Annotated in this window: 24 protein-coding genes; 18 read left to right on the top strand and 6 right to left on the bottom strand. The window is 37.5% G+C overall.

All coding sequences use genetic code 11. From position 1 onward, the window contains the following. Positions 1 to 15: 15 nt before the first annotated feature. Positions 16 to 426 (top strand): NUDIX hydrolase, encoded by a 411-nt coding sequence (locus tag E0E02_RS00120; protein ID WP_133017491.1) that lies wholly within the window; start codon positions 16 to 18, stop codon positions 424 to 426. A gap of 45 nt (positions 427 to 471) precedes the next feature. On the opposite strand, the gene E0E02_RS00115 is transcribed toward E0E02_RS00120, so the two are convergent. Then, complete coding sequence (locus E0E02_RS00115; protein WP_240789000.1) at positions 472 to 1,287, bottom strand: DUF6287 domain-containing protein; 816 nt, start codon at positions 1,285 to 1,287, stop codon at positions 472 to 474. A gap of 182 nt (positions 1,288 to 1,469) precedes the next feature. Between E0E02_RS00115 and E0E02_RS00110 the strand changes: the two genes are divergently transcribed. The 4 genes from E0E02_RS00110 to E0E02_RS00095 are packed head-to-tail and all read left to right on the top strand — an operon-like array spanning position 1,470 to position 4,631. Then, positions 1,470 to 2,267: a Cof-type HAD-IIB family hydrolase gene (locus E0E02_RS00110; RefSeq protein ID WP_133017490.1), complete on the top strand. Its 798-nt coding sequence runs from the start codon at positions 1,470 to 1,472 to the stop codon at positions 2,265 to 2,267. After that, positions 2,267 to 3,088 (top strand): Cof-type HAD-IIB family hydrolase, encoded by an 822-nt coding sequence (locus E0E02_RS00105; protein ID WP_133017489.1) that lies wholly within the window; start codon positions 2,267 to 2,269, stop codon positions 3,086 to 3,088. Before E0E02_RS00110 ends, E0E02_RS00105 begins: the two co-directional genes overlap by 1 nt. A gap of 39 nt (positions 3,089 to 3,127) precedes the next feature. Further along, positions 3,128 to 4,456, top strand: coding sequence for a signal recognition particle-docking protein FtsY (gene ftsY, locus E0E02_RS00100; protein ID WP_133017488.1), 1,329 nt, complete (start codon positions 3,128 to 3,130; stop codon positions 4,454 to 4,456). 4 nt (positions 4,457 to 4,460) lie between these two features. After that, complete coding sequence (locus tag E0E02_RS00095) at positions 4,461 to 4,631, top strand: cytochrome O ubiquinol oxidase (protein ID WP_133017487.1); 171 nt, start codon at positions 4,461 to 4,463, stop codon at positions 4,629 to 4,631. 42 nt (positions 4,632 to 4,673) lie between these two features. Here the strand turns inward: E0E02_RS00095 and E0E02_RS00090 are convergent, their stop codons facing one another. Genes E0E02_RS00090 through E0E02_RS00080 form a run of 3 tightly spaced genes read right to left on the bottom strand, consistent with a single transcriptional unit; the run spans position 4,674 to position 6,528 of the window. Beyond that, positions 4,674 to 5,486 (bottom strand): TIGR03943 family protein, encoded by an 813-nt coding sequence (locus E0E02_RS00090; RefSeq protein ID WP_074868126.1) that lies wholly within the window; start codon positions 5,484 to 5,486, stop codon positions 4,674 to 4,676. Next, on the bottom strand, positions 5,483 to 6,388 hold the full coding sequence (locus E0E02_RS00085; RefSeq protein ID WP_133017486.1) for a permease: 906 nt from the start codon (positions 6,386 to 6,388) through the stop codon (positions 5,483 to 5,485). Before E0E02_RS00085 ends, E0E02_RS00090 begins: the two co-directional genes overlap by 4 nt. Positions 6,389 to 6,393: 5 nt before the next feature. Beyond that, positions 6,394 to 6,528: an SPJ_0845 family protein gene (locus E0E02_RS00080; protein ID WP_006532749.1), complete on the bottom strand. Its 135-nt coding sequence runs from the start codon at positions 6,526 to 6,528 to the stop codon at positions 6,394 to 6,396. Positions 6,529 to 6,716: 188 nt separating this feature from the next. On the opposite strand from E0E02_RS00080, the gene E0E02_RS00075 reads away from it, so the two are divergent. From E0E02_RS00075 to E0E02_RS00045, 7 genes are all read left to right on the top strand, one after another. Further along, positions 6,717 to 8,849 carry a Tex family protein gene (locus E0E02_RS00075; RefSeq protein WP_133017485.1) on the top strand — a complete coding sequence of 711 codons (2,133 nt, stop codon included), beginning with the start codon at positions 6,717 to 6,719 and terminating at the stop codon, positions 8,847 to 8,849. Continuing rightward, a complete protein-coding gene (locus tag E0E02_RS00070) occupies positions 8,836 to 9,279 on the top strand; it encodes a SprT family protein (RefSeq protein ID WP_133017484.1) in 444 nt (147 codons plus the stop codon). The genes E0E02_RS00075 and E0E02_RS00070 overlap by 14 nt, the downstream gene beginning before the upstream one ends. A 100-nt stretch (positions 9,280 to 9,379) precedes the next feature. Beyond that, positions 9,380 to 9,658 (top strand): PspC domain-containing protein, encoded by a 279-nt coding sequence (locus tag E0E02_RS00065; RefSeq protein ID WP_039696523.1) that lies wholly within the window; start codon positions 9,380 to 9,382, stop codon positions 9,656 to 9,658. Between the two features lie 323 nt (positions 9,659 to 9,981). Beyond that, entirely contained in the window at positions 9,982 to 10,914 is a 933-nt protein-coding gene (gene hprK, locus E0E02_RS00060) for an HPr(Ser) kinase/phosphatase (protein ID WP_020917207.1), read from the top strand. Next, positions 10,911 to 11,693 (top strand): prolipoprotein diacylglyceryl transferase, encoded by a 783-nt coding sequence (gene lgt / locus E0E02_RS00055; RefSeq protein WP_133017483.1) that lies wholly within the window; start codon positions 10,911 to 10,913, stop codon positions 11,691 to 11,693. Before hprK ends, lgt begins: the two co-directional genes overlap by 4 nt. 23 nt (positions 11,694 to 11,716) lie before the next feature. Then, complete coding sequence (locus E0E02_RS00050; protein WP_014335086.1) at positions 11,717 to 12,136, top strand: DUF948 domain-containing protein; 420 nt, start codon at positions 11,717 to 11,719, stop codon at positions 12,134 to 12,136. After that, a complete protein-coding gene (locus E0E02_RS00045; RefSeq protein ID WP_133017482.1) occupies positions 12,129 to 12,623 on the top strand; it encodes a YtxH domain-containing protein in 495 nt (164 codons plus the stop codon). The genes E0E02_RS00050 and E0E02_RS00045 overlap by 8 nt, the downstream gene beginning before the upstream one ends. 67 nt (positions 12,624 to 12,690) lie before the next feature. Here E0E02_RS00045 and E0E02_RS00040 read toward each other — a convergent pair whose 3' ends face one another. Continuing rightward, positions 12,691 to 12,981, bottom strand: coding sequence for a DUF3270 domain-containing protein (locus E0E02_RS00040; protein ID WP_014335084.1), 291 nt, complete (start codon positions 12,979 to 12,981; stop codon positions 12,691 to 12,693). A 273-nt stretch (positions 12,982 to 13,254) separates the two neighbouring features. On the opposite strand from E0E02_RS00040, the gene E0E02_RS00035 reads away from it, so the two are divergent. Continuing rightward, positions 13,255 to 14,181, top strand: a complete 927-nt coding sequence (locus tag E0E02_RS00035; protein WP_133017481.1) for a peptidase U32 family protein — start codon at positions 13,255 to 13,257, stop codon at positions 14,179 to 14,181. A 135-nt stretch (positions 14,182 to 14,316) separates the two neighbouring features. After that, entirely contained in the window at positions 14,317 to 15,606 is a 1,290-nt protein-coding gene (locus E0E02_RS00030) for a U32 family peptidase (RefSeq protein ID WP_133017480.1), read from the top strand. Positions 15,607 to 15,662: 56 nt separating this feature from the next. Here the strand turns inward: E0E02_RS00030 and E0E02_RS00025 are convergent, their stop codons facing one another. Beyond that, positions 15,663 to 15,992, bottom strand: a complete 330-nt coding sequence (locus E0E02_RS00025; protein WP_039696532.1) for a hypothetical protein — start codon at positions 15,990 to 15,992, stop codon at positions 15,663 to 15,665. A gap of 111 nt (positions 15,993 to 16,103) precedes the next feature. Between E0E02_RS00025 and E0E02_RS00020 the strand changes: the two genes are divergently transcribed. The 4 genes from E0E02_RS00020 (at position 16,104) to E0E02_RS00005 (ending at position 18,596) form a co-directional block, all read left to right on the top strand. Next, entirely contained in the window at positions 16,104 to 16,316 is a 213-nt protein-coding gene (locus tag E0E02_RS00020; RefSeq protein WP_014335080.1) for a YdbC family protein, read from the top strand. 130 nt (positions 16,317 to 16,446) lie between these two features. After that, positions 16,447 to 17,199, top strand: a complete 753-nt coding sequence (locus E0E02_RS00015; RefSeq protein WP_133017479.1) for an HAD family hydrolase — start codon at positions 16,447 to 16,449, stop codon at positions 17,197 to 17,199. A 180-nt stretch (positions 17,200 to 17,379) separates the two neighbouring features. After that, a complete protein-coding gene (locus E0E02_RS00010) occupies positions 17,380 to 18,009 on the top strand; it encodes a hypothetical protein (protein ID WP_133017478.1) in 630 nt (209 codons plus the stop codon). Then, positions 18,009 to 18,596 (top strand): hypothetical protein, encoded by a 588-nt coding sequence (locus E0E02_RS00005; RefSeq protein WP_133017477.1) that lies wholly within the window; start codon positions 18,009 to 18,011, stop codon positions 18,594 to 18,596. Before E0E02_RS00010 ends, E0E02_RS00005 begins: the two co-directional genes overlap by 1 nt. Positions 18,597 to 18,814 lie beyond the last annotated feature (218 nt).

Raw genomic sequence — 18,814 nt, 5'->3', positions numbered from 1 at the left:
ATTAAAGGATAAAAAATGGTAAATAAACTAATTGTGCACAGTTTAATAAAATATCACGAAAAATACTTAGTGATAAAACGAGTTGCAACAAGCTATGGTAGAAATAATGTTTATCCGTCTTATTGGGATATTCCTGGGGGTAGTGTTGAGAGTGAGGAGTTGCCGAAAGGTGCTGCTATCAGAGAGTGTCTTGAAGAAGTAGGACTTCAGATCAAAATAGATGATATTATTCATGAAGATAGTAATTTAGATAATGGTGTTGTATACACTAGATTAGTTTATGCTGCTCATCTTCCTAAGAATAAGGAAATAAATGTCACATTAAATCCCGAAGAACATATTGATTATCGTTGGATAAGTGTTTTGAATGATTTGGATGGAGAAAAAATTGTTCCATATCTGGTAGATATTCTGAAAAATGAATAGTAATTCAGATTTTAAAAGCCTAGCAATAGCTGGGCTTTTTGTTTGTTATTCATCAGTTTTTACATCATTTTGAGTATTTTCTTGTGTGTCAGAAGCTTGCTCATCTGTTGTAGTTTCGCCATTTTGCAAGTTTTGATTAGTGTTTTCTTCTGGTGTTTCTGCTGACTCAGATTCAGTTTGTGAGACTTTGCTGTAGTTGTTAGAAACTTTGTAAAAGACGCTGTTTACGAATTGTTGCGTTGATTCGTAGTCGAAACGGCTGAGTTGTGTGGCAAAAAGACGATCACGCCCATAGTCTGATGGGTCAGAGTCAGTGATATCAAAATGCCAATTTGGAATTTGATTACCAGCAGCATAGTAGTACAAGATGAAACCACCACCTCTTTGAGAAGATACTTGAGAAATAGCTTCGCCTTTATCACCGTAAGCGAGAGCTGACAAAGTTAATCTACCATTTTCTGAGACAATGCCCTCTGGAGAAAATTCGAAAGTAAAGCCGTTAGCATCCTGCCAAGTTCCAGCAAGACTTGAAAAATCGCCCTGAGCTAGCGCAGCAAAATCAAAGTGACTAGCTTCTTTGCTAACTTGTCTAGAATCAACGATAGTTTTCCCGTCTTTGACTAAATTGTTCGTAATCTTTTTTTCATTTGGCAGTTGAAATAAATCATGGCGCTTGTCGCCTTCTTTTTTCTTAGCAGAAGATGAAGTGCTTTTGCCATTAGTGCCTCGGTGAAGGTGTTGACTGGCTGTTACACTTGTATGCTTGTGTTGCGAATGCTGATTGAGAGCCAAAGCCCCTCCACACACAGTCAGTACCAATAAGCCAGAAATCCAGAAAGCGCGATTTGTTTTTTTCATCATTGTTTACCCCTTTAAATATTCTTCTAAATAATCTATTCGAAAAAAATTTTTAAAACTTAGCTTTTTTCAAAAAAATTTTAAAAAATTTTTGCTAGCGACAAGTCGAAAAGAATAGATTATTAGCAGGAAAAAGTTGGCGTTTTTTGCTAGAATAGAATTATGTAATATTGAGGGAGAGAAAAATGGTAAAACTTGTTGCGACAGATATGGATGGCACTTTCTTGACTAGTAAAGGTTATTACGATAATCAACGCCTCCATAATGTCCTCGAAAAATTTGAAAAGAACGATATGTTATTTGTGGCAGCTAGTGGGCGTTCAATGCTTGCTTTGGAAAAAATGTTTGCACCACATGCTGATAAAATGGCTTTTATTGCTGAAAACGGAACACTTGTTAAAGTTGGTGAAAAGACAGTCTTTGAATCTTGCTTAACGAAACCACAATTTTTAGAGATCACTGATACCTTAATTGAAAGTCCTTATATGACTGGTTATGATTTTTTACTATCTGGTGAAAATGGAGCTTATTTGCATCCTAAAGCCAGTGATGAATACCTTGAATTTATCAGTCATTACTATGAAAATGTGCAACGTGTTGACAATCTAGCAAATGTTACTGATAATATCTTGAAAGTGACAGCTAACTTTGCAGAAGATACGGTTCGAAAAGGTGAAGCTTGGTTCAACCAGCGCATTGATTTTGTTAAAGCAGTGACAACAGGTTTTAAATCAATTGACATCATTCTTTCTGATGTCAACAAAAGAACAGGTCTTGAGGCACTTTGTGAGTCTTATGGTTTATCAGCTGCTGAAGTTGTCGCATTTGGAGATAACCTCAATGACTATGAAATGCTTGAATTTGCTGGAAGAGCAGTCGCAACCCAAAATGCTCGTCAAGAAATCAAAGAGATTTCTAGTGAAATTATCGGACATTGTGACGAAGAGTCTGTGATGACTTATATGGAAGGATTAGTTGATTAATGGCAGATATCAAGTTATTAGCCTTGGACCTAGACGGCACACTCTTTAACAGCCAAAAAGTTGTCACACGAGAAAATAAATTGGCTCTTAGAGCCGCGCGTGATATGGGCGTCAAAGTGGTTATCACGACAGGACGACCACTAAAAGCTATCAGTGGTTTGCTTGAAGAATTAGACTTAATTTCTGATGAGGACTATCTGATTACTTTTAATGGTGGCTTGGTTCAAAAGACAAATGGGGAGATTTTGGATAAAAGTGAGTTGACTCGCTCACAGTTAAAACTCTTGTACAATCATCTAGAACCCTTAGCATTACCATTTGATGTGCTTAGTGACGGTATTGTCTACAGTCTTTCCTGTCGTGGCAATGTTTCGCATTACCCGCAGGCAAATCCAACCCTTGAATTTGTAACGGTTGATAGCTTTGCTGACATTCCTGAAAATGTGATTTACAACAAGGTGGTTAGTGTCACAAAACCAGAATTTTTGAATCAACAACTCTTAAAATTACCAAAAGAGTTACATCAACATTTTGAAATTTTTAAATCACGTGATATTATAGTAGAAATGATGCCTAAAGGTGTTCATAAAGCTGCTGGATTAAATCAATTGGTAAGACACTTAGGCTTATCATCAGAAAATGTCATGGCTATGGGTGATGAAGAAAATGACCTTTCCATGTTAAAATGGGCTGGTTTGGGTGTCGCCATGGCAAATGGCGTTGCTATTGCAAAAGAAACAGCAGATGCTGTAACGAGTCGCACTAACGATGAGTCGGGTGTTGCAGAAGCTGTTAAAAAATACATTTTAGAAGCTAAGTAGAAAGGATAAGAGGGCAGTATGTTCTCTTGGTAGCTTAATATGGGATTATTTGATCGTTTATTTGGAAAGAAAAAGGATACAAAAGAGCAGATTGAAGAACAAGAAATTGCTCAAGTACTTGAAGAAACTTCTGTTGATGAGACTAAAGAAGTAGAAAAAAAAGAAGAAACAGCTGCCGTTGAAACTCAAGCAGAAGAAGTAGTCGAAAGTGAAGCAACTCCAGATGCTGAAGCAGTCAGTCAGTCTGAAGAAGCTAGCCAGCTTGATGAAGCTAAGGAACCAGCAGAAGCTGATTTTTCAGGAGTTATGGCAGATTATTATGCTAAAAAAGAAGCTGCCAAAGAAGCTTTAGACCGTGGCGAAATAGTTGAATTTGAAGCTGTTGAAACAAAACAAGAAGACGTAAAAGAAGAACCAGCAGAGCCAGTTAGTGCACCTGTTGAGACTGAAGAAGAAAAATACAATCGCAGTCTTAAAAAGACACGTACAGGGTTTAGCGCACGCTTGAATGCTTTTCTAGCAAACTTCCGTCGTGTGGATGAAGACTTCTTTGAAGAACTTGAAGAAATGCTTATTTTGTCCGATGTCGGTGTTAACGTGGCAACACAATTGACAGAAGACTTGCGTTATGAAGCTAAACTTGAAAATGCTAAAAAAGCTGACGATTTAAAACGTGTCATCATTGAAAAATTGGTTGAAATCTATGAAAAAGACGGTGTCTTTAACGAACAAATCAATTTCCAAGATGGCTTGACTGTCATGCTTTTTGTCGGAGTTAACGGCGTTGGTAAAACAACGTCAATCGGTAAACTTGCTTACAAATACAAAAATGAAGGCAAGAAAGTCATGCTTGTTGCGGCTGATACTTTCCGTGCTGGTGCCGTTGCTCAGCTTGCGGAATGGGGACGACGTGTTGATGTCCCAGTTGTGACTGGACCAGAAAAAGCTGACCCAGCTTCAGTGGTCTTTGATGGTATGGAAAGAGCTGTTGCTGAAAATGTTGACGTTCTGTTGATTGATACAGCAGGCCGTTTGCAAAACAAAGATAATTTGATGGCAGAGCTTGAAAAAATTGGTCGAATCATCAAGCGTGTGGTGCCAGATGCTCCGCACGAAACCCTTCTTGCCCTTGATGCCTCAACAGGTCAAAATGCTCTTAGCCAAGCAAAAGAATTCTCAAAAATTACACCATTAACAGGACTCATCTTGACTAAAATCGATGGAACTGCCAAAGGTGGTGTTGTTCTAGCTATCCGCCAAGAACTTGATATCCCAGTTAAATTCATTGGATTTGGTGAAAAAATTGATGATATCGGTGAATTCGACTCTGAAGACTTTATCCGTGGTCTCCTAGAAGGGATTATTTAAGGAAATGCTTGATTTTGTAAAAGCACATTTATCGACAATTCTCTTGACCTCATCGACACTTGTTTTAACGCTGATTTATTTTGCAGAAGCTAAGTGGCAAATCATGGCGGTTTGGGGAATCTTTACCTTGTTTAACATAGTTAGACTAGCTTTTGCTTACAAGAAAAATAATTAAAAAATACCCACCAGTTTATTAGGCTGGTGGGCGTTTTATTATCTAAAAGACGCGATAAACGTAAGGATTATCAGGGGCATCTGTTTCTTTAATCTTAGAAATGTGTAGAACTGGTAAGTTTTGTTCCAAAGTCTTATCGTATTCAAGACTAATAGTACCAGTTGCCGTAATCCATGTGTTGTTAGGATAGCTAGTAGCATTGCCAGTTGTTAAAAGGCCGTAGACACCTGAATCGGCAATACAGTGAATAATACCAAAACGGAAAAGAAATTGATAACCATCGTGACCTGGTTCATTGTAAACGAAGCCAGTATAAGTGATATTACGTCCAGAAAATTCATCAGGATAAAGGTAGATGAGCTCCATGATTTCCATGTAATTATCCGTTGTAATGGTCAAATCACCAGAACCTTTGTATTTTTTCATTTCTTTTCGCATTTCCTTATCATAAGCAGCAGAAGTGAAATAAAGACTGGTATCTGGTTTTAGGTATTGGACACGTGTGCCATCTTCGCTGACTGTTCCAGTTGAGCCTGCTGCAAGCGGGAAGTGGTAACCCTTGGCAGAAACCGTTGTAGAATCCAAGGTTACTGTTGGAACTAAAAGTCCGATAAGTACTGGAATGACCAGAATCATTGGACTAGTGATTTTCGCTAATTTTCCATGTAAATGGCTGTGCATTTTCAAATCTTTAACCCAGATAATTAATTGCACGATAGCTAAAACAAATGACAGCACCATGGAAATGTATGCTAGATAAGCGTAGTGGTTATTGATGTACTGATTTAATTTTCCTGAAATTTGTAAGTACATAGTTAATTCAAAATAACCAGCAAGAATTAAAAATCGAATCATCCAATCACCCCCACAAGTAGACAGTAAAGGATAATCATCCCAGCAGAAACGCTAATAAATTGCACGATAAAACGTTTCTTAAAGGAATTGAGCATCATCATGAGGTTTTTGATATCCACCATTGGACCAATCAAAAGAAAGGCAAGGACTGGTGCAGTCCCAAAACTTGAGAGAAGTGAAGCACCAATAAAGGCGTCGGCTTCACTACAAAGTGACAAGATGAAGGCTAACAGCATCATCACTAGAATGGCTGTTAAGGCATTTCCACCGATTTTGGTTAGGATATGGGTCGGTAGATAAATCTGCATAGCCGAAGCTACCAAAGACCCAAAGACCAGATAACGCCCAGTGTCGAATAATTCATCGATAGCATGTGCTAAAACGAGGAAAATCTTGCGATACCAAGGCTCACCAGAGTAATTGTGAAAATGACACGGTGCAATATCTTCTTTTAAGATATTGTCATCGACCACAAAACCAAGCATAATTCCAAGCGTGATAGCAACTACAATGGCACCAAGGAGTCGCAACCACAAGAAGCGCCAGCTATTTCCAAAGGCTGAGTAGGTTGCAAAAAGCACGATAGGGTTGATAATCGGTGCTGTGGCTAGAAAGGGAACAGCAGTGTAGCTAGGAACTTTTTTCTCTAGAAAGCGCGTGATGATGGGAATAATCCCACATTCACAGGAAGGGAAAATAAAACCAACGAAGGTTCCAAAGAGAATTCGTAGGAATTTATTCTTAGGGAGGTAACGTTGCACCAAATCAGGTGTCACGTAAACCTCGATGAAACCAGATAAAATCGTTCCAAGCAAAACAAAAGGCAAGGCCTCAATGATAATTGAGATAAAAATCGCAAACCACTGTAAGACACTTGCTGGTAAGTGAGAAAAAATGTCCATAAAACTTAATGAGTCGCTTTCTTATCGTTTTTATCCTTACTTTCCTTTTCTTTTTCAGGGTCACTAGAGACTTTTGGAAAACTTGCAAAGTTTGCAAACATTGACTCTAAATCGTCCTGACGTTTGTGAGTGATTGCCATAAGATGGACACCTCTTTTCTAAATATAGTCACCAGTTATTATACTATCATTTGAAAAAATCAGCAAAAGCTAAGCGGATATTTATAAGATAGGATTTGATAAAATTCGGTAAAAGTTAAGTTAAAAATCATCAAAAGAATCAGTAAAAATCCCAGCTTTAAGAGTTTTTTTGATATAATAGAAAGGCTATGAAAAATGAAAATATACATAAAATTGCTCAAGAATTAACAATTAAAGAGAACCAAATTGCCAAAGTTCTCGAGTTGACAAGCGAAGGAAATACCATTCCTTTCATCGCTCGTTATCGTAAAGAAATGACTGGTAATTTGGATGAAGTTCAAATTAAAGCTATCATTGATTTGGATAAAAGCATGACAGCTTTAGCTGAACGCAAAGCAACGGTATTAAGTAAAATTGAAGAACAAGGAAAATTAACAGCTGAGCTCAAAAAAGCAATTGAGGCAGCTGAAAAATTGGCTGACGTTGAGGAACTTTACCTTCCTTACAAAGAAAAACGTCGTACCAAGGCAACTATTGCCAGAGAAGCAGGGCTATTTCCCCTAGCACGCCTGATTTTACAAAATAAAGCTTCGCTTGAAAAAGAAGCTCAAGCTTTTATTTGTGATGGTTTTGAAACAGCTGATAAAGCTATCGCAGGAGCTTGTGAAATCTTGATTGAATCTTTCTCAGAAGACAATCGCCTTCGCTCATGGGTTTACAATGAAATCTGGTCATATAGTTCTGTTGTTTCGAGCGTTAAAGATGAAACTGCTGATGATAAAAAAACGTTCCAAATCTATTATGATTTCTCAGAAAAAGTTTCTAAAATGCAAGGCTACCGCATTTTAGCTCTTAATCGTGGTGAAAAATTAGGCATTTTAAAAGTTGGTTTTGACCACAATACTGACAAGATGATTCGTTTCATGGCGTCACGTTTTAAAAACAGAAATGCTTACATCGACGATGTCATCTCAAAAACCATCAAGAAAAAAATCGTTCCCGCTATGGAACGTCGTATTCACAGTGAGTTGACAGAAAGTGCTGAAGATGGGGCTATCGAGCTTTTCTCAGAAAATCTTCGCAACCTTCTTTTGGTATCACCGCTAAAAGGGAAAATGGTTCTTGGTTTTGACCCTGCCTTTCGTACAGGAGCCAAGCTAGCCGTGGTTGACCAAACGGGTAAACTCATGACAACGCAAGTGATTTACCCAGTTGCACCTGCTAGCCAAGCCAAAATCGAACAGTCTAAAAAAGATTTAGCTGAGCTCATTTCTAGCTACGGCATTGAAATTATCGCTATCGGAAATGGAACAGCCAGCCGTGAAAGTGAAGCATTCGTAGCGCAAGTCTTGAAAGATTTTCCAGACGTTTCTTATGTTATTGTCAATGAAAGCGGAGCTTCTGTCTACTCTGCTTCTGAGCTTGCTCGTCATGAGTTCCCAGACTTGACGGTTGAAAAACGTTCTGCCATTTCTATTGCTCGTCGTCTTCAAGACCCTTTGGCAGAATTGGTTAAAATCGATCCAAAATCAATTGGTGTCGGTCAATACCAGCACGATGTAAGCCAGAAAAAATTGGCTGAAAACCTAGATTTCGTTGTTGATACCGTGGTTAACCAAGTCGGGGTGAATATTAACACAGCAAGTCCAGCACTCTTGTCACATGTATCAGGACTAAATAAAACCATTTCAGAAAATATCGTTAAATACCGCGATGAACACGGTCGTATCAGTTCGCGTGAAGAGATTAAGAAAGTGCCACGTCTGGGGGCTAAAGCCTTTGAACAAGCAGCAGGTTTCTTGCGCATTCCTGGTGCTAAAAATATTCTTGATAACACAGGTGTTCACCCTGAGTCATACAAGGCAGTTGAGCGCTTGCTGAAAGAGCTGGACATCACTGATTTGGATGATTCGGCTAAGGCAAAACTTCAAGCGGTGTCTGTAAAAGATATGGCTGAAACAATCGGACTTGGTCAAGAAACGCTGAAAGATATCATTGCTGATCTCTTAAAACCAGGTCGTGATTTGCGTGATGATTTTGAAGCACCTGTCCTTCGCCAAGATGTGCTTGATATTTCTGACCTTGAAATCGGACAAAAATTAGAAGGGACTGTTCGAAATGTGGTCGATTTTGGTGCCTTTGTTGATATCGGTCTTCACGATGATGGCTTGATTCACATTTCACAAATGAGCAAATCTTTTGTCAAACATCCTAGCCAAGTGGTTTCTGTTGGTGATGTGGTCACAGTGTGGGTTTCAAAAATCGATAAAGAGCGTGGCAAAATTAACCTTTCTTTGGTAGATTTACGTGAACTTAACTAATTACATCAAAGAAGTTTCACAAGAAGATTTTGGAAAAGCCTTTCGACATACAGCTATCTGGAACACTCGTCTCAGGACAACTGGCGGCCGATTTTTCCCAGCTGATGGGCATCTAGATTTTAATTCAAAAATCCTTGAGGTGTTTGGACTGGAGACCTTTCGAAAGATTGTTCGTCATGAGCTTTGCCATTATCATCTTTATTTTGAAGGAAAAGGTTACAAACACGCTGACGCAGATTTTAAAGAATTACTTCAAAAGGTTGATGGCCTTCGCTACGCACCGACTATGCCAAGTGAGACGGCTTATCATTGCTATCGTTGTCAAAAGTGCGGGCAAGAGTATCGTAGAAAACGCCGTGTCAATACCAAAAAATACCGCTGCGGCCGCTGCCATGGCAAACTCTTAGAAATCAACAAGCAAAAAACATAGAGAAGTATCAAATTAATTATAAAATCAGTCGTAAGGCTGATTTTATTTGTAAAGAAATTAGGTATAATCATTATAGTGAGAAATGAAGGAAGGGATAAAGATGAAATCAGCTCTTTATAAACAGCGAAAGAATAAACTGGTTTGTGGTGTTTGCGCCGGAATTGCTGATAAGTTTGGCTGGGACTTGCCTTTGACACGTGTCCTAGCAGCATTGCTAATGTACTTTTATGGCTTTGGCATTTTGCTTTACATCCTCTTAGCAATTTTTCTTCCTTACAAAGAAGATATCACTCGTGACCAATATGGTACAGGGCCACGTAGAAGAAAGGATGCTGAAGTTGTCGACGATGATGACGACAATGACGGCTGGTTCTGGTAAACACTGACAAATTGAGTTTTTAATGTTGCAGTCAAAAAAGTCTAGATAAGTATAACAGGAACTTATCCTAGTCTATGAAACAAGAAAAGGTTTGGGAAAAGTCTCAAGCCTTTTTACGTGTACTTGGAAAAGCTAATAATTAATTTTCAAAAGCTTGCGTGAGCGCTTACTTTTTAGGCTGATTGTGATATAATAATGAAAAAAGAGGAAAAGGATTGAACAGAATTGTTACTTTAGTGAAAATGGACTTGTTATAAGAAAAGCCTATTTTTATCGTTTTCAATTCATTTTACATTTTTTGTAAAAAGTTCATGGTATGAGACATGTCAGTTACTGTAAAAATGTTAGTCGACAAGGTAAAACTTGATGTTATCTACGGTGATGATGACTTATTATCAAAAGAGATTACAACGTCAGATATTTCACGTCCAGGGCTTGAAATGACTGGCTATTTTGATTATTATTCACCAGAGCGTTTGCAGCTTTTAGGGATGAAAGAATGGTCATATCTAACAAAAATGACCTCACACAACCGTCGTCATGTCCTAAGAGAAATGATTAAGCCAGAAACACCAGCCATTATCGTGGCGCGTAATTTGGCTATTCCAGAGGAAATGATTAGCGCTGCTAAGGAAAAAGGCATTGCGATTTTGCAAAGTCACGTGCCAACCAGTCGTTTATCTGGTGAAATGTCATGGTATCTTGATTCTTGCTTGGCAGAGCGCACAAGTGTTCATGGTGTCTTGATGGATATCTACGGCATGGGTGTCTTGATTCAAGGAGACTCTGGTATTGGTAAAAGTGAAACAGGTCTTGAGTTGGTTAAACGTGGTCACCGTTTGGTAGCTGATGACCGTGTGGATGTTTTTGCTAAAGATGAAGAAACCCTTTGGGGTGAACCAGCTGAGATTCTTCGTCATTTGCTAGAAATTCGCGGAGTTGGGATAATCGACGTTATGAGCCTATACGGTGCAAGTGCTGTTAAGGATTCATCACAAGTTCAATTAGCCATTTACCTTGAAAATTATGAGTCAGGAAAAGTCTTTGACCGTCTTGGAAATGGTAATGAAGAGCTTGAGTTGTCAGGAGTCAAAATTCCACGTCTACGTATCCCAGTTCAAACTGGTCGAAACATGTCAGTTGTTATTGAGGCAGCTGCCATGAACTATCGTGCCAAACAAATGGGATTTGATGCGACGAAGACTTTTGAAGAACGCTTGACCCAACTCATTACAAAGAATGAGGGGAACCAATGATTAATCCAATCGCGATTCAATTTGGTCCCTTTGCCATTCGTTGGTATGCGCTTTTCATTGTTTCAGGTATGCTTCTAGCAGTTTATTTAGCTATGAAAGAAGCACCACGACGTAAGATTATTCCAGATGATATTTTAGATTTTATTTTAATTGCTTTTCCAATAGCAATTATCGGGGCTCGTCTTTATTATGTGATATTTGATTTTGACTATTACGCTAGTCAGCCTTGGACTGAGATTTTTGCGGTATGGCATGGTGGTCTAGCCATTTATGGTGGCTTGTTGACGGGAGCCATTGTTCTCTTTGTCTTTTCATATTATCGTGCCATTAATCCACTTGATTTCTTGGATATTGCAGCTCCTGGTGTGATGATTGCGCAAGCAATTGGGCGCTGGGGAAACTTTATCAATCAAGAAGCTTATGGTAAAGCCGTTAAGAGTCTTAACTACTTGCCAGATTTCATTAAAAATCAAATGTATATCGACGGTAGTTACCGCGTTCCGACCTTTTTATACGAGTCAATGTGGAACTTGCTTGGTTTTATCATTATCATGAGTGTGAGACACCGTTCACGTTTTCTAAAACAAGGAGAAGTGACATTCTTTTATTTGATTTGGTATGGTTGCGGACGCTTTGTGATTGAAGGCATGCGAACAGATAGTTTGATGTTCTTAGGCATGCGAGTATCACAGTGGTTGTCAGCTGTACTAATTCTTCTTGGAATTGTCTTGGTCGTGTGGAGAAGAAACCAAAAAGATATTCCTTATTATCAGGAATAAGTGCTTAGGAGATAGGAGATAAGATGTTAGAAGTAGCTTTGTTAATTTTTGCCATCGCTTTTGCAGTTATGGTTGGCGTTTTTATACCAATTGGTGTTAAACTATATAAAACAGTTGATGTTGTTAATGAGACTATTGAGGAGTCAAAAGAAACGATTAAAGTGTTGACAAGTGATGTGAATGTATCCCTTCACCAAGCCAATGAAATCCTCGCTAAAGCTAATGTTTTAGTAGAAGATGTCAATGGCAAAGTGTCAACAATTGATCCTTTGTTTGTCGCAGTAGCAGACCTTTCAGAATCAGTTTCTGATTTGAATGCGCAAGCGCGTCGTCTTTCTCAAAAAGCAACTCAAGCAACATCAAATGTTGGTAAAGCTAGTGCAGCTTATGCTGTCGGTAAAGTTGCCTCAAAACTATTAAAAAAGGAGAAAGAGCATGAGTAAATTATTGAGAAATGTGATTATTGGTGTTGCCTCAGGTGCAGCCGCAGCTTATTTCCTATCTACTGAAAAAGGTAAAGAATTACAGAAAAAAGCAAGTAAAGCATATCAAGCTTACAAAGAAAATCCTTCTGAATACCATCAAAAAGCTAAAGATAAGGCAACAGAATACACTGACTTAGCAGTAGACACTTTTAACGATTACAAAGAAAAATTTGAATCAGGCGAATTAACAACTGATGAATTTCTTGAAGTCGTTAAAGAAAAAGGTCAAGCAGCAGCTGACTATGCGACTGAAAAAGTATCAGAATTAACATCAAAAGTATCTGATGTCGTTGACGATGTTGCTGATAAAGCAGGTGATGTCAAAGAAGATGTGGAAGCTGAAGTTGATGATATTATCATTGACTACACAGCAAAAGAAGATGAAACACCTTCTGAAGAACCAAAAGCTGAAGCTGAAAAATCAGAAGAAGATACTAAAGCATAATAAAAAGGCGGTCCAAAGGGCCGCTTTTTTCGTATTAAAAAACTCCCAGCAATGGGAGTTTGGTTTATCAATGTCTTAATGACCAAATAATGCTTGAAACAGCTGACGTAATGGCTAGGCTGATAAGAGAGGCAAACAAGAAAGCCCAGATTGGCGCCAGATTCAAGACAAGTAAAAAGAAAGATACCACAACAGTGGAAATAGCAAATAAAGCGATACGGGCAAAGAACATGAGTTCCTTGAGCTTAGCGCTTCTGTGATTAATTTCCTGAAATTCGTAAAATTTAGGGGTATCATCTACCTGAAGATGTTGTTCTTGTTCTTCAAGGTCTTTATGTTGCTTTAACGGTGTTGGCATAATCCCTCTCCTCTATTTCAACTGATATCATACCATAAATTAATATATTTGTCACCTTTTTTTAAAAAAAGCTCTTGACTCTTTGTCAAAAATATGTTTAAAATAGTTGTTCCTCTTTTTTGTTTCAAAATGAGGATTTCTTTTTGAGTCTCTCCTCTCATAAAGTTTTGCTCATTCTGAAGCTATATAAAAATACTTTAGAAAGCTATAACAAAAGGATTCTGAGGAGATCTGAGTGACGAATTGTTATAGGAGTGGTATAATTAAAACGTTATGGAAAAAATAATTATTACTGCGACAGCTGAATCTATCGAGCAGGTCAAAGAGCTCTTAGATGCAGGTGTTGACCGCATTTATGTGGGTGAAGAAAATTATGGTTTGCGTTTGCCGCACAATTTCACGTATGATGAACTTCGTGAGATTGCTGATATGGTTCATGCCGCTGGTAAAGAATTGAGTGTTGCATGTAATGCATTGCTCCACCAAGACATGATCAATGCCGTTCGACCATACCTTGATTTCTTGAAAGAAATCAAAGCAGATTACGTGGTAGCTTGTGATGCTGGACTTTTCCACATCAACAAACACGAAGGCTACAACTTCAAGATGATTTACGATGCTTCAGTTTTCGTGACATCAAGTCGTCAAGTAAACTTCTGGGGTGACCACGGAGCAAGTGAAACAGTTCTTGCGCGTGAAATCCCATCAGCAGAGTTGTTCCAAATGTCTGAAAATCTTCGCTACCCAGCTGAAGTACTTGTTTACGGAGCAACTGTTATTCATCATTCAAAACGTCCTTTGTTGCAAAATTATTATAATTTTACACACATCGATGATGAAAAAACACGTGAACGTGGTCTTTTCCTTGCTGAACCAAGTAACAAAGACTCACACTATTCAATTTATGAAGACAAACACGGTACACACATCTTTGATACTGACGACCTTGATATGATGCCAAAATTAACAGAATTGGTAGAGCATAACTACACTCATTGGAAATTAGATGGTATTTATTGCCCAGGTCATGATTTTGTTGAAATCGCAAAAATCTTTGTGAAAACAAAAGAATTGATGGAAACTGGTGAATTTACATCAGATCAAGCCTTCTTGTTTGATGAAGAAATTCGTAAATTGCATCCAAAAGGTCGTACACTTGGAACTGGATTCTACGAATTTGATCCAGAAGAAGTCAAATAAGGCTCACGCAAATATCTGTTTATCATGATTGAGTTACTATTTCAGGGCATGATAAGCAGGATTACACAGTTAAATGGATAAAGCTTAGCGTTTATCAAAAATCATTTTTACTATCTTGAAAATAGGAAGATTATAATGTCAAAAAATAATTTTAAACGTCCAGAGGTTTTAGCACCTGCTGGAACTCTTGAAAAATTAAAAGTCGCTGTCGATTACGGAGCAGATGCAGTCTTCGTAGGTGGTCAACAATACGGTCTTCGTAGCCGTGCTGGTAACTTCTCTATGGAAGAATTGCAAGAAGGGATTAACTATGCCCATGCTCGCGGTGCTCGTGTGCACGTCGCAGCTAACATGGTTACTCACGAAGGAAACGAAGTCGGTGCAGGAGAGTGGTTCCGTCAACTTCGTGATATGGGATTAGATGCAGTTATCGTATCAGACCCAGCCATGATTATGATTTGTTTAACAGAAGCACCAGGTTTAGAAGTCCATGTGTCTACACAAGCTTCTACAACTAACTATGAAGCTTTCGCTTTCTGGGAAGAAGTTGGTGTATCACGTGTTGTTTTGGCGCGTGAAGTTGGGGTTGCTGAAATTGCAGAAATCCGCAAACACACATCACTTGAAATTGAAGCCTTCGTTCACGGGGCAATGTGTATCGGTTATTCAGGACGTTGTGTCCTTTCAAACCACATGAGTCACCGTGATGCTAACCGCGGTGGATGCTCACAATCTTGCCGTTGGAAATATGACCTTTACGATATGCCATTTGGTCAGGAACGTAAAAGTCTTGAAGGTGAAATTCCAGAACCATTTTCAATGTCATCAGTTGACATGTGTATGATTGAACACTTGCCAGATTTGATTGACAATGGTGTGGATAGCTTCAAGATTGAAGGTCGTATGAAATCAATTCACTACGTGTCAACAGTTACAAACTGCTACCGCGCAGCTGTTGATGCTTACCTAGAAAGCCCAGAAAAATTTGAAGCCATCAAAGGCGAATTGCTTGATGAGCTTTGGAAAGTAGCTCAACGTGAATTGGCAACTGGTTTCTACTACCAAACACCAACAGAAAACGAGCAACTCTTTGGCGCTCGTCGTAAAATACCACAATATAAATTTGTCGGAGAAGTTGTTGCCTTTGATGAAAGCACAATGACAGCAACAATCCGTCAACGTAACGTTATCCTCGAAGGAGATAAGGTCGAATTTTACGGTCCAGGTCTTCGTCACTTTGAAACAACTATCAAAGATTTGCACGATGCTGATGGCAATAAAATCGACCGCGCTCCAAACCCAATGGAATTACTAACAATCACTGTCCCACAAGCGGTTCAGCCTGGTGACATGATTCGTGCTTGTAAAGAAGGTCTTGTTAACCTCTACAAAAACGACGGTTCAAGCAAAACTGTTCGCGCATAATTAATGCAGTAATAATAAAAAAATGAACGACTGATAAACATTTGTGTTTAGGTCGTTCATTTTTTGTTGAGATTTTGCAACTGAGATTTTCTAACTGTCGGCGGCACAAGGCTTAAACGTTTGATATCATCAATAGGAATAATGGTTGAAATGTTCTTTTGGAAGTTCTTCAAAATGAGCTTACCGTTTTTAGCATCGTATTTGACCAAATCTCCTGTAAAACTATCATCCTCATAAATGGCATGAAGGGCAAGATGCTTGTCTTGGGCTTCCTTGATGATGGTAATGATTTTATTAGCTTTTAAATTAATCTCACTTGTCTGTGGCGCTCGAAAGTCAATATAAGCTTGCGCTTGCTTTTTAAACTGCTTAATAATATTTTTCATAGTCATTTATCCTAAAAATTGATAAAATGATTATACACCTTTTAAGAAAAAAAATAAATAATCAAAAGTTTAGAAATTTTTTACGAATATATTAAGTAGGAGGAGATAAATATGTCAGAATTTAAATTTGAAATTGTTGAACACTTGCTTACCCTATCAGAAAGCGATAAAGGATGGACAAAAGAATTGAACCGTGTCAGCTTTAATGGTGCCGAGCCAAAATTTGATATTCGCTCTTGGAGCCCAGACCACAGCAAGATGGGTAAAGGTGTGACACTTACAAACGATGAGTTTAAAATCATTTTGGATGCTTTTCGTTCATGATAAAAAAAGTCAGCTAATCATTTTTCAAAAATGGTTGGCTATTTTTTTGTGATTAAGGCTGGTCAAATGCCATATTTTCCTCTATAATAGCCCTTGTAAACGTAATCATAAGATTTTTAGGTGAGGATAAATGGCAAATTTGCAGTATAAAAACTATATTTTTGATTTTTACGGTACCTTGGTTGATATTGAAACCGATGAGGAAAATCCCCAATTATGGGCGCAAATGGCAGAACTTTATCGGGCTTATGGGGCTGATTATACTGGACCAGCTCTAAAGGCACACTATGATGCTTTGATTAAACGCCAAGAAGAGCAGTTGCGTAAGCGACTCAAACTAGAACATGTCGAAGTTGATTTGGTTCATGTCTTTATCGAACTCATGTTAGAAGCACCGCAAAAACATGCGACGGATAGCATTATCCTAGATTTAGAAACTTGGGGAAATCTGATTGCTCAGACTTTTAGAATGCTGTCACGTAAGAAATTGCAAGCCTATGAGCATACATTAGCAACTTTAAAAACATTAAAAGAAGCAGGCGCCAAAGTTATCTTACTATCAAATGCCCAGCGAGCATTCACCCAAGCAGAGATTGAAATGACAGGCTGCAGAGAGTTTTTAGACAAGATTTATATCTCATCTGACCACAAAATGAAGAAACCACAAGTCGATTTTATGAATCTTGTTTTAGAAGAAAATCAGCTTGATCCAAAAGAAAGCGTCATGGTCGGCAACGACTTTACCAGTGATATGGCAATCGCACAAGCAGCAGGCATGGATGGTATTTTGTTAAACACCTTCCCATACAGCCAAGAAGACATTCAAAAACTTAACACCATGAATGCCAAAGTGATTAATGATATCAGTGAGTTGGTGGGGTGAGGGGAGAGTGGAATCAATAAAAGTATGAGGTCACTATTTTCGATTTTAAGTAGTTTTAGAATATAACGATAAAAACATTAGGGGGGTAAATATATTGAATATAGAACTAAAATAATGATTTAAGTTAATAGTATGATATACTTGAATTGAATAAGGCTAATTAGAGAAGGAAATTAGAAAATGACAAGAAGTCAGATAATTAAAGATATTGCTCAGGATAATATAACAGTTGAAAATGCTCTTCAAAGGTTATTAGTTATTTCATATACGTTGAATAATCCAAAACTTCAACAATGGATAGAAAATGAGTTAAATGGATATACTAGCGACAGTATCGTACCTGATTATCGTAAAAAGGTAACTTATATGATTAGGTACACTGGTTTTAATGCAAATAATTTAGTAACGAGGCAGCCACTATCAGAATCATATTTTAGTAATGAATTACAAGAAGTTTTAAAAACAAGGGTGATAAAAGAGGGAATAAATATTATAGAAGATACGATAAAGAGTGAGAATGAGGTTACTTTTAATTTAATTGATTGCGCTGGAATTATAAGCAATAATAGTGGTGGTATGATAAGATGTATAAGATTAGAGCAAGTTATTAGTAAAACAACTTTCTTACGAATTTTAAGTAGCGTTAAGACAAAATTGATTCAGTTATTATTAGATTTAGAGAGAGAATTTGGTTCTCTAGATAATCTTGATATTGACACTTCTAACAAAAGTGAAGATGAGTTAAACAAAGTTAATGATGAAATTGCAAAAAGAGTGTATTTTGATGGGAGAAGTGAGGCAGTTTTTTAATGGAAATTTTTAAAGATAAAGAAATTGTTTTGCTCATAATTGGTGCTTTAATATCCTTAGTCTCCACTCTAATTGGATTTTTTGCTCAAACTTTTTTTATGTATGTACTATCAAATAGGGGAAAGGTTCATATTTACATTAAATCCGTTTACAATAAGTCAACAAATGAGGCGTGGGGCTTTAGTAAATCATTAAATGGGATGGTATTTGATGTTCCTTTATGGATCGAATTGCACAATACAAAGTCAACTAAACAGATTATAAGAAATGTAAATCTGTCACTTTATTCTCAGAATAAACATGTGGGTAATATGATACAGGTAACTCATCATGACACTAAAGAGGGGAAAGAATATTTTGGGAATAATGGTTCATATTCTTTCTTACTAAGTGGTAGTGAAATCAAAAGATTTGATTTAGAATTTATTTTGCTACAGAAAGATTTCAACGGTGAAACTTTTGATGAAGTAAGACTCTCATATTATGATACAAACGATAAACATAAAGAATTCACCATTTTTAACCTTGCTTCTACTTGGACAGCAACAAATAATAGAATTGATGAAGATTGGCGTAAATTGATCTAAAGAATGAAATTTATTATGTTTTTTAGCTTTTCAAGAAAATAGTCTTTTCAAAAGTTTAAAAATCCCCTTCAAAAATGAACTTTATTAAATCACAAATAAAAAAAGAAGAGCATTTGTTCTTCTTTTTTTGTTTCTCATGATATTTTGTCAATATAAAAAAATATTGAAACAATTCAAATGTTAATAGTATGATTAATGCTATTTAAATGGTAAGATAG

This window comes from Streptococcus sp. KCJ4932 (assembly GCF_004352745.1).
Taxonomy (GTDB): Bacteria; Bacillota; Bacilli; order Lactobacillales; family Streptococcaceae; genus Streptococcus; species Streptococcus ruminicola.
The sequence above is the reverse complement of the archived record's forward strand: the minus strand, read 5'-3'. Positions and strand labels throughout refer to the sequence as shown.